The organism is Chryseobacterium oleae, from assembly GCF_900115055.1.
In the GTDB taxonomy this organism is placed as follows: domain Bacteria; phylum Bacteroidota; class Bacteroidia; order Flavobacteriales; family Weeksellaceae; genus Chryseobacterium; species Chryseobacterium oleae.
Map to the genome: position 1 here is coordinate 1 of NZ_FOVD01000002.1, position 15,267 is coordinate 15,267.

The window sequence follows — 15,267 nt, forward strand, 5'->3', positions numbered from 1 at the left end:
CCTATAAAAACAAAAACCAAAGCAAAAAGAAATTTGCTCTGGTTTAATTATTTATTTTTGTCCTTTAATATGTATCGCTATTTCAGGACTAGTCAAAATACGCAGACGTATTTTGTTGAACGCTTGTTTAATATTAGTCCAGATGTATATTGTCAATTAATCTCACGCCATCCACCACAACTACGATGAATGCTCTGTATTTTCTGTCTTTATAGAAGAAATCAGTTTCTTTCAGGGTGTCTTCATCAGCGATCAGGAAATATTCTAATTTCATTCCATGTTCATGATCGAAGATATCCGTTACTCTTTCTTTTATTTCAGGAATAGTAACGGTCCGGAACCAGTCGTTTACTTTAATTAATGTCTGATAAATGATTTTTGAAGCTTCTCTCCGGTCCTCATGAAGTCTTTGGTTTCTTGAGCTCAAAGCAAGGCCGTTTTCCGCTCTGTAAATAGAAACACCTGTCACTTTTACCGGAAGCTGCTTCTTTTCTACCATTTTCTTAATAATAGCAAGCTGTTGAAAGTCTTTTTCTCCGAAATAGGCATTGTCCGGTTTGATCTGTCTGAAAAGCTCTTCTACCACTGTTCCTACGCCGTCAAAATGCCCCGGTCTTGATTTTCCTTCCATTTCATTTTCCAGTCCTTCAAAATCATAATGCTGACTTTCTGTTTTTTCAGGATAAATATCGGCTACCTCGGGAATGTACACAGCATCTACCAATCCTGAGTTTTTGAGGATCAGAATATCTCTGTTGATATCTCTCGGGTACTTTTCCAGGTCTTCCGGATTATTAAATTGGGTTGGATTTACAAAAATTGAAGAAATTACGAGGTCATTATCTTTTCTGGCTTCTTCATACAGGGAAAGATGACCGTTATGGAGCGCGCCCATAGTGGGAGCAAAGCCTATCTTTTTCCCCATTTCTTTCTGTCTTTCAATGAAATCCTGAAGGGTTTTCTTGTTCTTTATAACTTCCATAGTTTATTTTAATACTAATTCAAAAATACTAAAAATATCACATAATTATATGAGTTTTTAATAATTTGGAAATAGGAATTATCGTAAAATAATGTTAATTAAAATAATGTTGGATGTTTTTTTGTAATTTTGCACATTAAAGCATTTTTACAAAAATATAGATAGAAATTTATGCCGAATCAAAAAATACTGTACATTACTACAGAGATGTATCCATATCAGGAAGATACGAATATGGCTGCAGTGGTAAACAAAATGGCACTTAAGATGCACAATGAAGGCAATGATGTAAGAGTTTTTATGCCAAGATTTGGACAAATAAGTGAAAGAAAATTCCAACTTCATGAGGTGATCCGTCTTTCGGGAATGAACATTATTATCAATGACCTGGATCAGCCTTTGATTATTAAAGTAGCGTCTCTTCCGGGGGAAAGACTTCAGGTTTACTTTATTGACAACGAAGAATACTTCAAAAGAAAGCAATACTACGTCGATGACGAAGGGAATCCTTTCGATGATAACGACGAAAGAGCGATTTTCTTTGCAAGAGGTGTTATCGAGACCATCAAAAAGCTGAACTGGGTGCCGGATGTGATCCACCTGAACGGATGGATGTCTTCTTTCGTTCCAATTTACCTTAAAACATATTACGAATCCGATACTTATTTCAAGGACGCTAAAATCGTACTTTCTTTATACAACGAGAAAGACGCAGATCTTGATAAAAATATCGCTGAGAAATTGGCATTCGATAATATTTCCGGATTAAAAGCGTTAGATAATCCGACAATCAAAAATTTTGTTATCGAAAGTATGAATTACGTAGACATGGTGGTAAAAGGAGACGAGTTCCTCGATGAGGATCTTGATAAAGGTTTCAATGAAACTTCAGCTCCAAAATCAGAATACGTAGACGTAGATTCTATAAACCAACTTTATTAAAAACACATTTTTAATGACTCATACTGTTAAAAGGACTTTTGCCATGCTTTTTGTGGCGGTTTTAGGAAGTGCTCTTCTTTATAATTGTGAACCGGAAGCGGATTCGCTGGGTGAGCAGCTGTTTCTGGGCGGTGCTGCAGAGGGTAATGTAACTTCATATCCCCTTGTTGCCTATAATATTAATAACAATGACACCATCCGAAGTGATGCAGGCAGACTTTTAAAGATTATCAATACTACAGGGGTCTCTAATTCTTTAGCTGTTATCGGAGCTTTCTCCGAGGGACAGTTTGGAATGCAAAAGGCATCATTCATCTCTCAATTGAGAATGAGTAGTGATAATTTTGATTTTGGTAAAGCCCCAAAGGTAGATTCTGTTGTGCTGGTTATGAAACCTCAATTTGTTGCGGATTCAGTAAAGGCTCCAGGCGCTAAAGATGAAAACGTATTGATAGGAACGGTATCTACACCGGTTTCTACAGAAATCAAGACTTACCCTGTAAGTTACGCCATGAAATACGGTAAAACTAAGATGGGTGCAGGAGGAACCAATACATTGATGAACGTTAATGTAGATGAGGTTACAACTTTCCTGGATGGTAATGATAATAATTTCAAATATTCCAATGTCACGGTAGGTACAGGATCAGCATTGGGTTCTGCTGTGTTTGATGGAAATGTAAAATCATACACAATCACTAAAAAATCTGATAATACAGCACTGTTTACGGCAGATGCAGGATTTAGAATTCGTTTGAACAATGACTTCTTCCAGACTAAGATTCTTGATAAAAGCGGTAAACCTGAACTTCAGGATGCGGCTAACTTTACGAGATACTTCAAAGGAATCAGACTTTCTGTAGCTGAAACGGATGGATATCTTTTACAGTTCTCTCCGGATGATATGGAAGTGGTGATGTATTACACCAACGAAAAAAATGACAACGGTACTATCACAAGACCACAATCTACATTCAAATTACTATTGAGAGGAGGTCTTGGTAATGCACGTATAGGACAGTATGAGTATAACAGAACAAACTCTGCATGGGCAACGGCAAGACAGTCTATTAACACGACTGATGGTGATGAAAAGCTTTATCTACAGGGAATGGGAGGACCTTCTTTTGCTGTGCAGATTCCGGATGCTACAATCATTAAGCTTAAGGAACTGTATAATAATAATAAGGCAGCCATCATGAGTGCTAAGATCAGAATCTATACAGATGCTGCATGGTATAATAAATTTAGAAAAGCAGGTAATAACCTTACTATCATTCCTGCCAAGAAAAATGATGCAACGTCATTACTTGAGCTTACAGGGTTTCTGCCTGATATGCTTGCAGGTTTCCCTAACCCGGTTGCTCCTGGTGATTTAGATAAGAATCCTTCTTATTATGATTTCACAGTAACAAAAGCAGTGAAAGATATTGTTGAAACGGATAAAATTATACCTAATAATCCATTGGTTATCAATATGGGAGAGTTTGTACTTACAGCGGCAGGACCTTTGGCTGGATATAAATTTACAACCAAAGCATTTGAAATGGAAAGAGCCGTTTTTGTGGGATCAGATAAAAATAATCCTGACAGAAGAATTCAGTTAAAAATCACTTACGGTATTAAAAAATAAAAAAACACTAGATAAAATATGTGCGGAATTGTAGGATATACAGGATTTCAGGACGCGTATGACATTGTGATCAACGGTCTTAGAAGATTAGAATATAGAGGGTATGACAGTGCAGGAATTGTTTTGGAAGGTTCAGATAAGAAATTTGAAGTAGAAAAAACAAAGGGAAAAGTAGATGATTTAGTCAATATTTCGGCGCAGTTAAAAGGTACAGCTAAGATAGGAATGGGGCATACCCGTTGGGCTACCCATGGGGTACCAAGTGACAGAAATTCACACCCGCATCTTTCCAATAGCGGAAAAATAGCACTTGTACATAATGGTATTATAGAAAACTATGATACGATTAAAACAATGCTTAGTGAAAAAGGATTTACTTTCAAGTCTGAAACAGATACAGAAGTTTTGGTGAATCTTATCCAGTATTTTATGGATGTGAATTCAGAAACAGATTTCCCTACAGCAGTAAGATATGCTTTGAATGAAGTGTATGGAGCATATGCTATCACAGTACTTCATGAAGATTATCCGGGCGTATTGGTGGTAGCAAGATTAGGTTCTCCGCTAGCCATAGGACTTGGTGATAAAGAATATTTTATCGCTTCTGATGCCTCTCCTTTCGTAGAATTTACAAAAGAGGCGATCTATCTTGAAGAGGGACATATGGCTACTATTTCATTGGAAAATGGGGTAGATATCAGAACAATTAATGATAACTCTAAGATTGAGCCTGAGATTCAGGAGCTTAAATTAAGTTTAGAGCAAATCGAAAAAGGTGGATACGAGCATTTTATGCTTAAGGAAATCTTTGAACAGCCTAAATCCATACACGACACGATGAGAGGGAGACTTCTTGTAGACGAAGGGATTATCAAAATGGCTGGAATCTGGGATCATCTAGAGAGATTCAAAAATGCTAACAGAATCATTATTATTGCTTGCGGAACTTCATGGCATGCAGGACTTATCGGAGAATATCTTATTGAAGAATATGCCAGAATTCCGGTAGAGGTGGAGTATGCATCAGAATTCAGATACAGAAACCCGATTATCACAGATAAAGACGTTGTTATTGCCATCTCCCAATCCGGAGAAACAGCAGATACAATGGCTGCATTGAAGTTGGCCAAAGAAAAAGGAGCATTTATATATGGTATCTGTAATGTGGTGGATTCTTCCATTGCAAGAATTACAGATGCAGGTTCATATACGCATGCTGGTCCTGAGATTGGTGTAGCTTCTACAAAAGCATTTACTGCACAGCTTACCATCCTTACGCTGATTGCATTCAAACTAGGAAAACATAACGGTAACTTAGGAAATGCTGAATTCATGAGCTTAATTGCTGAACTGGATGCTATTCCTAAAAAGATCGAAGAAGTTTTAAGCACAACACACGAGCTTACTCAAAATATTGCTAAAGACTTTATCAACGCTACCAACTTCCTTTATTTAGGAAGAGGATACAACTATCCTGCAGCCTTGGAAGGCGCTCTTAAGCTGAAAGAAATCTCTTATATTCACGCAGAAGGATATCCTGCAGCTGAAATGAAGCACGGGCCTATTGCCCTTATCGATGAGAACATGCCGATCGTCATCATTGCTCCTAAAAAAGGACACTATGATAAGATTGTAAGTAATGTTCAGGAGATTAAGGCCAGAAAAGGAAAAGTCATTGCGGTCGTTAATAAAGGAGACAAGCAGGTAAGTGCAATGGCAGATTATGTTATTGAAATTCCCGAGACTTCAGAATGTTTCTCACCGATCGTTGCATCAGTGCCTCTACAGCTATTAGCTTACTACATTGCTGTATACCGAGGGGCCAATGTAGATCAACCGAGAAACCTGGCAAAATCAGTAACCGTGGAATAAAAAACAGTTGTAAATAAAATAAATTTAGATTTCTTCCGTTATTTCAAAAAAAATCTTAAAAGTTTCTTAAAAAAATTATATATTTACGGCTTAATTATAAAAATTAACATGAAAAGGATATTTCTTTTATTATTGTCTGCGTCGGTAGCATCAGTATCTTGTTCAGGTGGTGGCAGTTCTTCTGTAGGGAAGCCTGGAACGAAAGGAGAATTGATACCAAGAGAAAAAACGAAATCATTTGTTGCGGAAAGACCATTCGGAATGGTGGCTATTCCAGCAGGTTCATTTGTTGCTGGTCTTGCTGATCAGGATCCAACAAATACCCCTGAAAAAGCATCATTGAAAACTGTTACGGTCTCCTCTTTCTTCATGGATGAAGCGGAAACTACCAACGCAGAGTACAGGGTATTTATCAATTATGTGAGAGATTCCATTGCGAGAACTCTATTGGCCGAAGCTGCTGGGGAAGGCGGTGAAGAAGGTGGACGTAGAGGAGCAAGTATAGGAGACTATGCATACCTTGCTAAAAAAGAAGAAAATTTAACACCTTATCAAGAATATTTAGAGGGACAAGGAGGAAGAGATGACGGAAGTTATGATGCAAGCAAAAAATTAGACTGGAAAATCCCATTACACTGGAGCACTGGAAAGTATCCTGATGTAGAATATGCGGAAGTTTTAGAGTCTATGTATCTGCCTGCTTCTTCCAGAATAGGAAACGAAAGAATTTTAGACGTTAGTAAACTAAAATACAACTATCAGTGGGGAGATATGGATGCCGCACTAGCTGACAACGAAAGAGGTGCTAACTACCTTAAGAGTTCAAGCATTGCCATCTATCCTGATACTACGGTATGGGTAAATGATTTCCACTTCACTTACAACGAGCCGTTGTTCGAACAGTATTTCTGGCACAAAGCCTACAAAGATTATCCTGTAGTAGGGGTAACCTGGGATCAGGCAAGAGCGTACTGTTATTTCAGATCTAAACTGAAAACGGACTACAACGAAAGCTTAAAAAGAAGAAAACAAAGACCATTGCAGTTCCGTCTTCCTACAGAGATTGAGTGGGAATACGCGGCAAAAGGTGGAATGCAAAATGCTACTTACCCTTGGGGTGGTCCATATTTAATGGATGACAGAGGTTGCTACCTGGCAAACTTCAAACCGAAGAGAGGTAACTACATGGAAGACGAGAAAAAAGGTACTTATACATATACAGCTCCAGTAAAGAAATTTAAGAAAAATGGATTTGGGTTATTTGATATGGCTGGAAACGTTTCTGAATGGACAGCATCTGCGTATAACAACTCTTCTTACGGATTCTCATCTACTTTAAATCCTTCTACGAAAGATACAAAGGATACGAAGAGATCAGTAAGAGGTGGATCTTGGAAAGATATAGGATATGCCCTTATGACAGGTGCTAGAGATTGGGAAAGAAAAGATTCCGCAAGAAGCTATATCGGATTCAGAACTGTACAGGACATTCCTGAAGCAGCTGTTAAGCCAAGAAGAGTTAACAGATAATTTAACCGGACAACTATTTTTCAATAACAATTTTATTTAACATTAAAAAAACTAACTTAATATGTTTAAGACTAAAGATGCTTGGATGAATTTCTTTTATTCATTCGGTGCTGCAATTGTAATTCTTGGAGCTTGGCTTAAAATTACTCACATTACCTTGGGACCAATTAATGGTAATATCGCTCTTACAGTGGGACTTATTACGGAGGCTATTATCTTTATCATTTTCGCATTCGACCCTCCAAAATCAGAAGAATCTTATGCATGGGAAAATGTTTATCCTGAACTATTAGATAAGCATGCTAACCCAAACCCTTTACATTCTAATGTTTCATCTAAAAATAATGCTCAGCATTTTGCAGAATTAGAAAATTCTCTTTCAAATAAATTAGACAAAATGCTTCAGGACGCAAAACTGGATGTTCAGTTGTTCGACAGACTAAGAACCGGTATCGACAAGTTCTCTAACTCTGTAGACCAGATCAACCAGACTGTAGATGTATCTGCTTCTACTCACAAATATAATGATCAGCTTAACAAAGCAGCTCAGCATATGGAAAGTATGAACGCTTTATACGTAATGCAGCTTGAAAGCGGTAAAAGACAATCTGAATTTGCTAACAAATATGTAGCAGATATGCAGAAGTCTGCAGAGCAATCTGAAAAATTCAATCAAGAGTTACAAGGTTTAACAACTAATCTTAACAGCTTAAATAGAGTTTATGGTGGTATGCTTACTGCTATGAAGTCTTAATTCCTAACCATTTCTGAAATTTAACTACTTAATCAAAAACAAAAGAAAAGAGAATGGCACAAGGAAAACAGACCCCTCGTCAGAAGATGATCAACCTAATGTATTTGGTGTTCATCGCGATGATGGCCCTAAATATTGATGCAGAGATCATCAGATCATATTATGACTCTACCAGAGCATTGAATGAAACAAGGACTTTAACAGAAAATAAAAACGAGAAAATATTCGAAAAAACCCTTGAGGCTAAAGCGATGCAGGTACCAGATACTTATGCACAGCCTTGGGGAAATTATAAAGTTTTAAAAGGTAAAATTGATGTTTTGGTGGCTTCGGCACAGGGGATCAAGGATGCTTTAAAAAAGACTTCGGATTTTCATGATAAAGATCCAAAAACAGGAAAAGATATTGATGTAAGCGAAAATTTTGCAGCGCTGAATAATAACGAAGCGACTACAGAATATTTCTTCAAAGAAGGAGAAGAAAATACGCCTTCAAAAGGAGCTTTGGATTTAAAAGCTAAAATTGACGACGTAAGAAATTACATCAATGCTACTTTTGGAAACAATCCTCAGCTTAAAGACTTAGTAGACAGAGCTAATAAATCTTTGATCGCTGAATATCCAAAAGGAAAATCTCCGAATGACAAGACTTGGTTTCAGAATAAATTCTATCACCAGCCGTTGATCGCTGCGATCTCTAATTTAGAGATCATCCAGAATGATGCGAGAAACGTACAGTCTGATGCATTGGCATTATTACTTCAGGAGAAAGTGGATGCAAGTATCAAATTCTCAAGCTATGAGCCTATTGTTTCAGGTCCGGTGGATATCCAGGCAGGAAAACAGGCTGAAGTAAAAGTAATGTTAGGTACTTATTCTACAAGTAACAAGATTGCGATTTCAGGGGTAAGCAGAGTAGAGAACGGAAAAGGGATTACCTCTATTTCAGGTTCTGGTATCGGCGAGCACAAACTGGGAGGAACAATTACTTTAACGGATGCTTCAGGAAAACCTCAAAGTTTCCCATGGACGCACACGTATAACGTAATCGCAGGACCAAGAGAAGTAAAACTTGAAAAAGGATTATTGCTTTCTGCGGATAAAATGAATGTAATGTATAGAGGACTTGAGAACCCTGTTTCAGGATCAATCTTAGGAGCTGACAATTCTAAACTTTCACTATCTGCTCCGGGAGCATCTGTAAAAAATACAGGCCCAGGAAAATGGAGTGTGAAGCCTACTTCGGGTAATACAGTTAAACTGACATTATCAGGAATAGATCCTTACGGAAAATCTGTATCACAGGTATTTGAGTATAGAATTAAAAATGTACCACCACCGCAAGGTCAGATCAGAGGACAGAGTATCGTAGCGATGCCTCCAACTTCTATCCAGAATCAAACGGTACAGGCAGCAATTCCTGACTTTGACTTCCCGGTTTCATTTACTGTAACTCAGTTTATGGTAAGAGTACCAGGTAGAGCAGCATTATTAGTTCACGGAAATTCATTAAATGACGCCGCTGGATTAGTGAAAAATCTTAGATCAGGAGATGTAGTTTCAATATTTGATATTAAAGTTACGGCTCAAGGTCTGGACGGTCAGGTTATTAAAAACATTACTCCTATAATCATTAATATTCCATAGGACTAAAATTGTAATTTATTATGAAAAAATATATTAGCACCCTTTTAGTATTAGTTTCGGGATTCGCTTTATCCCAGACTATTCTGAACGCAGCTTCTCCGGAAGAGTTCAGACAGATGAGAGAGGAAAACAAACAAAAAGTTGGTGATACTATTATTGATAAAACAGTAAAGCCTCTTGAATATGGTTTTGTAGAAGATAAAGATATCTTTAAGAGTATGTTTGTATGGGAGATCATCGATATGAATGATAAGATCAACCAGCCTTTCTATTATGACAATCCGGACGGACTTTTGGCTACGCCTACAAGATCTCTATACCAGTTATTATTGGACGCTGCGTTAAGCGGTAAGATCGAACAGGTTTATGATGACGAAAACTTTACGGTGAAACTGTCGCCGGAAGGTATCCAAAAGAGATTGGAAAAAGTAATCATCAATGATGCTGCTATTGATATCCTTAACTCCGGAAGACAATTAACAGATCAGGAGAAAAAAGAATATACCGACGTTTTCAAGACCACTACTGATAAAGTAAAAGTTCTTAAAATCATGGGTATGTGGTTTATCGATAAGAGAGACGGACAGATGAAATACAGACCTCTTGGTATTGCAGCAATGGGACCAGATCCAGCTGTACAGGGAGTTATTGGACCAGATGGTAAGCCGATTGCAAGTAATGACGAGCTTATTGACTTATTCTGGATCTTCTATCCAAATGCAAGAGACGTGTTGGCGAACAACTTTGTGTACAACAGAAAAAACTCTTCTGCTGACCTTTCATTCGATGATATCATCAATGCAAGAAGATTCTCTTCCATTATTTACAAATCATCAAGCGGTTTAGGTGATGGTACGATCAAGGACTATATCCCTAAAGATGCTGACGATCAGTTAGCTGAAAGCGAAAGAATCAAAAATCAGATCCTAAGCATGGAAAATGATATGTGGAATTACTAAGATTTCACTTGATATTTATAGAAAACCTGAGTACTTTTACTCAGGTTTTTTTTATTATGAAACATATAGACTATATCATCGTTGGAGACGGCTATGCGGGGTTGTTTTTCGCTCATCAGTTAATCAAGCATAACAAATCTTTCGTCCTTTTCTCAGAAGGCAGAAAGAGTGCGTCCCAGGTTTCTGCAGGAATTATCAATCCTGTAGTGCTTAAAAAATTCACGACATTCTGGAAAGCACAGGAACAGATCGACTTTCTTAAAGATACTTTAGCAGAGATAGAATCCTACACCGGAAAAAATTATCTGATCGATTCACCGATCCACAGAATTTTTCATGATGAAAATGAACAGAACCTTTGGGTAAAGAAATCCAAAAATGAAGAACTTTCCAGCTTTCTTGATGAAAAATTCGATCATTTAGAGGTGGTAAAAAACGACTTTAACACCGGAAAGGTCAATCAGTCTGCCAGGCTGAAAGTAAGTGGATTTTTCATGGATCTATTTGATTTTTTAGAAAAAAATGAATTTCTGATCAGAGAAAAATTCGATTACGGAAAAGTAGAAGCTTCTGAAGGCATTTACAAAGAGCTTCAATTTAAAAATATAATATTCTGTGAAGGAATGGGGGTAAAAGAAAATCCTTTCTTTTCAGATATTGCAGTAGTTCCGAATAAGGGACATCATATCAAAGTAAAACTTTCTGAGCCCATCCCGAATGATATCACCATTAAGAAGAAACATTTCCTGTTCCCGACAGATAACGGACTTCATTTCTACGGCGGAACTTATGACAGGGAGCAATTGCATCATCACATAGATGAATCTGCAGTAGCACAGCTCGTGAACGGACTGTCTGAAATTTATCCCCATGATTTTGATGTGGAAGAAGTGAATTTCGGTTTCAGGCCAACCGTAAAAGACAGAAGACCGATTATCGGAAGACACGGATCATTTCAGAATCTCTATGTATTCAATGGTCTTGGAGCCAGAGGAATCCTGAATGGCTGTTATTTCTCTCATAGCCTGTACCAGTTTATTGAAGAAAATATTCCGTTACATGAGGAAGTTTCAAGTGACAGATTTAAGCCAGAAGCCAGAAGCTAGAAGTAACTTTCAATATTCCGTAGAAATTCATAACTTCAGAAGAGAATTTAAACTATGAATGAAAACATCCTGGGTATTATAGCCGGAGTCCTTACCTCTATCTCCATGATCCCCCAACTGATCAAGGTGATCAAAGAGAAGAATGTGGACGATATTTCTCTGGTCATGCTGTTGGTCCTTATTTCAGGACTTTCGCTTTGGGTATGGTATGGTTTTAAGAAAGACGAATTGCCTATTATTTTGTCAAATGCATTTGCTGTTTTAGTCAATATAAGTCTGCTGGTAAGTTATATGATCTATAAGAAATAAAAAAAGGTAGCTGAGAAATTCAAAGCCACCTTTTTATATCGTAAAATTTTAAATTCAATTAAGGCTGAAGAACAAATTTAGCCAAAGGAGCCATTCTCGCCTTGTTTAAGGTCAGCGTGTTTCCATTCACAGAATAATTATCTGCAGCAAGCAAAGCTTTGGTGAATAGCTGTTCCGTTTCAAGATCATCACAGGCCATCATCGTAGACATTCCCTGATTGAACTTGATTCTCATCATTTCAGGCTTGATCTCGAAAGTGCCTCCAACGCCATTACAGCCGCCGTTACCTTCATATCTCATGCCTTCCGTATTGAGCTTGAAATAAGGATTGCTTTTAGGATTCTTAAGCTTGATAGGCTGTCCGTTCAGTTCCGTAAGCTTCCATGTTTTTCCCATGATATCTGTTGTCGTTTTCTGTGCCGGTGGCGTCTTACATCCAGTAAGAAATACCAGTAAAAAAAAGGCAGATAAATAGTAATACAAGTTTTTCATAGTTTATTATTTTGTGTGGGTTGGGTAGTGTATTAAGGCCTCAGATTAGTAAGAAGCCATTTTTGTAGATCCGGATCCTTTAGGGTCACGCTTGGCATGAAACAGAACCATATCTACATTTTTTTTCAGTAAAGTAATATTTCCTTTGATATCCGAATACTGATATTCTTCATTACTGGCCGTGTACTCAGGAAGAGCATCGCTTTTCTTAAGATCATACGTTTTGCCTTCCAGATGTACGGTTGCTGTGTTTTTTGTGTGGTTGATGGTAACTTCAATTTTTTCCCCGTAATTGTCGGTGAAAACGTCTTTAGAGATCTCATCCTTGTTTTCAGGTGCAGCTTCGGTAAGTGTTTCCGCTTCTTTGCCCGGATGCTTACACGCTGTTGAGGAAAGGACTGCCAGCCCCATAAGAACCGATGTGAATAATTTTTTCATAGTGATAAGTGATTTGAATAGGTGTCATGAATTGTGATATTAATACTATATAAATTTACAAATATTTTTATTAAATATATGTTAATTTTACATAAATTAATCTGATATTTCTATCTGTTAAGCTTTACGCCTCCTTACAGTATTCTTTTATAGTCTATAAAAGTAAGTATGTTTAATAAAGATTTGCTGAGCGGGTAACCGTTGGAATACTGGTTTAGACAGCCGGTTGTAAGAATAAAAAAGTACAGTTTTTTTTCACGTTATATTTGTTGTTTTAATGTGCTGCAAAAGTATTGAAAATTCTATGATGCTGATACACAGTAAAAAATGATTTAAATCATATGCGAGATACTTTTTTTTTGGGGGAAGAAATGAAAAAAGAGAACTGAAAATTCAGTTCTCTCTGGTGGGTCAAATTGTATCTTTAATTGAATGTTGATACAGGATTAAAGCCCTGCAGAACATATTCTGTTTTTAACAATTAAAGTTTTCATGGTTATAGTGGTTGTTAGTTTTAAAAATAAGTCATAAAAAATTAAATATTCCGATAGTCAATTACATGAAAGTTTAAAAATAAAATCCTTCCATTAAATTAAGTAACTGTACCCAATTGTTAATTAATTACTGATAATTTTTCATAAATATACAAATTATTATGATTAATATTAATCAATATTGAATTTTTAAATAATATTTAATCTTCAATTCAAATTTTAAGGTATGTTAACCATTTTTGAAAGTAATTTATTCTTACTTAAATCAAATATTGTGTTTAAAATTTATAATAAAATTGTATTGTGCGTTGTTTATACCTGTAATTGTTAAAATTGAATGAATTTTCACCGTGTTTTCATAAGAAAAAAATGCGTGTTTTCTGCATTCAGCTAATTTAAAGGAGCGTTAAATTTTGTTAATCTATTATGAGGGTATGCATTTCTAAGTGTACATTTGCCACTTCAAAATGAGAAACGTATTAGTATATTTTTTGACCGGCCTTTTTCTGCTCTTCGTAGTAGAAAGCAGACTCGATGTCAAAACACTTCGAAATGACTATTCCGGTCATGTTTCTCATCATTTGCCAAAAAAAGCCAACCGCCTGAACCAGACTTTTGAAAAATTGTCGGTACAGCAGATGGCAGACAATATTGATAATTCCACATTAGAGCTTGCTGAGGATAGCTTTCAGTTGTCTGATACCATTCAGATGATTGCTGTATTGGCCGGTGTATTCAGTCTTGTCTATATTTTTGGTCTTCGTTCTTCTAAAAGCAGAAAACCCTCTATCAATGGTTTTCTTTCGCTGTATTCCAATGTTAAAACATTCATTCTGATCCGTTCTATCAGAATCTAAAAAATCATTTTTCTTGATCCCTTTTCTGTCCGTATTCCGGGTGGGAGATCTACTGCATTGCCTATGCCGGTAATCATGACGATGCAGGAATTCCATTACCGTTTATTCCCATTCAAAACATTAACGAATTTATATTAAACTCTAGAATTATGATCAAAAGAGTTGCCTCAGGCATTGCGATAAGCACCCTTTTATTGACTGTTGGCTGCAGTCAGAAGAAAGAAGAAAAAGAAGAAGCCACAGTATATCCCGTCACCAGCCCTGTCAAAATGGACACGGTAATCAACAAAGAATACGTAGCCCAAATCCAATCTGTGAAAAACATCGAACTCCGTGCACAGGAAAAAGGATTTCTTGAAAAAATTTATGTAGACGAAGGCCAGTATGTACAGGCAGGACAAACCCTGTTCAGAATTATGCCTCAGCTGTACCAGGCTGAATTATTGAAAGCCAAAGCTGAAGTAGAACAGGCAAGCATTGAACTGAAAAATGCCAGCACATTGGCCAGCAACAATATCGTTTCTAAAAACGAGAGAGCAATGGCCAAAGCTAAGCTGGACGCTGCTAATGCTGAAATGAAACTGGCTCAGATTCATTTGTCTTTTACAGACATTAAAGCTCCGTTTTCAGGAGTGATCAACAGAATTCCTTTAAAATTAGGTAGCCTTGTAGACGAAGGAGATTTACTAACTTCTTTATCAGACAACACCAACGTTTACAGTTATTTTAACGTTTCAGAGCCGGAATATTTAACCTATCAGACCCACGCTGCCGACAGAGGAAGCAAGGAAGTGTCTTTGATTATGGCTAATGGAGAAATGCTTCCTCAGAAAGGAGAAATCCAGACTATAGAAGGAGAATTCGACAACGAAACAGGAAATATTGCTTTCAGAGCAAAATTCCCAAACCCGGATAAGCTCCTTAGAAACGGGGAAACCGGAAAAGTACAGATGACGATGCCTGTACATAATGCGTTGATCATTCCACAGAAAGCGACGTATGAAATTCAGGATCAGAAATATGTATTCATCATCGATAAAAATGGAAAAGCAAAATCCAGAAACATAAAAGTAGCTTACGAACTGCCCGATCTTTATGTGGTAGGATCAGGGCTTGCCGAGGGAGATAAAATCCTTTTAGAAGGGGTACAGAAGGTGAAAGATGACCAGAAAATACAGTCCAAATTCCAGGATCCTAAAAAAGTTCTTCAGTCATTGAAACTAAAAGCAGAGTAGTCTACTCGTAAAACGAA

14 protein-coding genes are annotated in these 15,267 nt (G+C 37.0%); 11 read left to right on the plus strand and 3 right to left on the minus strand.

Translation table 11 applies throughout. The features are described from left to right. Positions 1-133: 133 nt before the first annotated feature. Complete coding sequence (gene panC / locus BM143_RS07155) at positions 134-982, minus strand: pantoate--beta-alanine ligase (protein WP_090023905.1); 849 nt, start codon at positions 980-982, stop codon at positions 134-136. Between the two features lie 171 nt (positions 983-1,153). On the opposite strand from panC, the gene BM143_RS07160 reads away from it, so the two are divergent. The 9 genes from BM143_RS07160 (at position 1,154) to BM143_RS07200 (ending at position 11,733) form a co-directional block, all read left to right on the plus strand. After that, entirely contained in the window at positions 1,154-1,924 is a 771-nt protein-coding gene (locus tag BM143_RS07160) for a glycogen/starch synthase (protein WP_047454959.1), read from the plus strand. Positions 1,925-1,937: 13 nt separating this feature from the next. Then, positions 1,938-3,557: a DUF4270 family protein gene (locus BM143_RS07165; RefSeq protein ID WP_090023906.1), complete on the plus strand. Its 1,620-nt coding sequence runs from the start codon at positions 1,938-1,940 to the stop codon at positions 3,555-3,557. An 18-nt stretch (positions 3,558-3,575) separates the two neighbouring features. Continuing rightward, positions 3,576-5,429, plus strand: coding sequence for a glutamine--fructose-6-phosphate transaminase (isomerizing) (gene glmS, locus BM143_RS07170; RefSeq protein ID WP_090023907.1), 1,854 nt, complete (start codon positions 3,576-3,578; stop codon positions 5,427-5,429). 108 nt (positions 5,430-5,537) lie between these two features. Next, positions 5,538-6,959, plus strand: coding sequence for a T9SS ring complex lipoprotein PorK/GldK (gene porK, locus BM143_RS07175; RefSeq protein WP_090023908.1), 1,422 nt, complete (start codon positions 5,538-5,540; stop codon positions 6,957-6,959). Between the two features lie 61 nt (positions 6,960-7,020). Then, a complete protein-coding gene (gene porL / locus BM143_RS07180) occupies positions 7,021-7,713 on the plus strand; it encodes a type IX secretion system motor protein PorL/GldL (RefSeq protein WP_034727075.1) in 693 nt (230 codons plus the stop codon). A gap of 53 nt (positions 7,714-7,766) precedes the next feature. Beyond that, a complete protein-coding gene (gene porM / locus BM143_RS07185; protein WP_090023909.1) occupies positions 7,767-9,359 on the plus strand; it encodes a type IX secretion system motor protein PorM/GldM in 1,593 nt (530 codons plus the stop codon). Between the two features lie 20 nt (positions 9,360-9,379). Next, on the plus strand, positions 9,380-10,318 hold the full coding sequence (gene porN, locus BM143_RS07190; protein ID WP_090023910.1) for a type IX secretion system ring subunit PorN/GldN: 939 nt from the start codon (positions 9,380-9,382) through the stop codon (positions 10,316-10,318). Positions 10,319-10,374: 56 nt separating this feature from the next. Further along, entirely contained in the window at positions 10,375-11,424 is a 1,050-nt protein-coding gene (locus BM143_RS07195; protein WP_090023911.1) for an NAD(P)/FAD-dependent oxidoreductase, read from the plus strand. Between the two features lie 54 nt (positions 11,425-11,478). Further along, complete coding sequence (locus tag BM143_RS07200) at positions 11,479-11,733, plus strand: SemiSWEET transporter (RefSeq protein ID WP_047454972.1); 255 nt, start codon at positions 11,479-11,481, stop codon at positions 11,731-11,733. A 58-nt stretch (positions 11,734-11,791) separates the two neighbouring features. Here the strand turns inward: BM143_RS07200 and BM143_RS07205 are convergent, their stop codons facing one another. After that, complete coding sequence (locus BM143_RS07205; RefSeq protein WP_090023912.1) at positions 11,792-12,226, minus strand: META domain-containing protein; 435 nt, start codon at positions 12,224-12,226, stop codon at positions 11,792-11,794. A gap of 45 nt (positions 12,227-12,271) precedes the next feature. Further along, positions 12,272-12,664: a hypothetical protein gene (locus BM143_RS07210; protein WP_090023913.1), complete on the minus strand. Its 393-nt coding sequence runs from the start codon at positions 12,662-12,664 to the stop codon at positions 12,272-12,274. A 961-nt stretch (positions 12,665-13,625) separates the two neighbouring features. Here BM143_RS07210 and BM143_RS07215 point away from each other — a divergent pair. Beyond that, positions 13,626-14,015: a hypothetical protein gene (locus BM143_RS07215; protein ID WP_090023914.1), complete on the plus strand. Its 390-nt coding sequence runs from the start codon at positions 13,626-13,628 to the stop codon at positions 14,013-14,015. A gap of 149 nt (positions 14,016-14,164) precedes the next feature. Then, the gene (locus tag BM143_RS07220; RefSeq protein WP_185116534.1) at positions 14,165-15,250 is read left to right on the plus strand and encodes an efflux RND transporter periplasmic adaptor subunit; all 1,086 of its coding nucleotides are present in this window, start codon (positions 14,165-14,167) and stop codon (positions 15,248-15,250) included. Positions 15,251-15,267: the final 17 nt, after the last annotated feature.

What these genes read in the sequence shown, in the direction of transcription:
- panC (WP_090023905.1), bottom strand. Translation starts at nt 982, where the DNA reads ATGGAAGTTATAAAGAACAAGAAAACCCTTCAGGATTTCATTGAAAGA.
- BM143_RS07160 (WP_047454959.1), top strand. Translation starts at nt 1,154, where the DNA reads ATGCCGAATCAAAAAATACTGTACATTACTACAGAGATGTATCCATAT.
- BM143_RS07165 (WP_090023906.1), top strand. Translation starts at nt 1,938, where the DNA reads ATGACTCATACTGTTAAAAGGACTTTTGCCATGCTTTTTGTGGCGGTT.
- glmS (WP_090023907.1), top strand. Translation starts at nt 3,576, where the DNA reads ATGTGCGGAATTGTAGGATATACAGGATTTCAGGACGCGTATGACATT.
- porK (WP_090023908.1), top strand. Translation starts at nt 5,538, where the DNA reads ATGAAAAGGATATTTCTTTTATTATTGTCTGCGTCGGTAGCATCAGTA.
- porL (WP_034727075.1), top strand. Translation starts at nt 7,021, where the DNA reads ATGTTTAAGACTAAAGATGCTTGGATGAATTTCTTTTATTCATTCGGT.
- porM (WP_090023909.1), top strand. Translation starts at nt 7,767, where the DNA reads ATGGCACAAGGAAAACAGACCCCTCGTCAGAAGATGATCAACCTAATG.
- porN (WP_090023910.1), top strand. Translation starts at nt 9,380, where the DNA reads ATGAAAAAATATATTAGCACCCTTTTAGTATTAGTTTCGGGATTCGCT.
- BM143_RS07195 (WP_090023911.1), top strand. Translation starts at nt 10,375, where the DNA reads ATGAAACATATAGACTATATCATCGTTGGAGACGGCTATGCGGGGTTG.
- BM143_RS07200 (WP_047454972.1), top strand. Translation starts at nt 11,479, where the DNA reads ATGAATGAAAACATCCTGGGTATTATAGCCGGAGTCCTTACCTCTATC.
- BM143_RS07205 (WP_090023912.1), bottom strand. Translation starts at nt 12,226, where the DNA reads ATGAAAAACTTGTATTACTATTTATCTGCCTTTTTTTTACTGGTATTT.
- BM143_RS07210 (WP_090023913.1), bottom strand. Translation starts at nt 12,664, where the DNA reads ATGAAAAAATTATTCACATCGGTTCTTATGGGGCTGGCAGTCCTTTCC.
- BM143_RS07215 (WP_090023914.1), top strand. Translation starts at nt 13,626, where the DNA reads ATGAGAAACGTATTAGTATATTTTTTGACCGGCCTTTTTCTGCTCTTC.
- BM143_RS07220 (WP_185116534.1), top strand. Translation starts at nt 14,165, where the DNA reads ATGATCAAAAGAGTTGCCTCAGGCATTGCGATAAGCACCCTTTTATTG.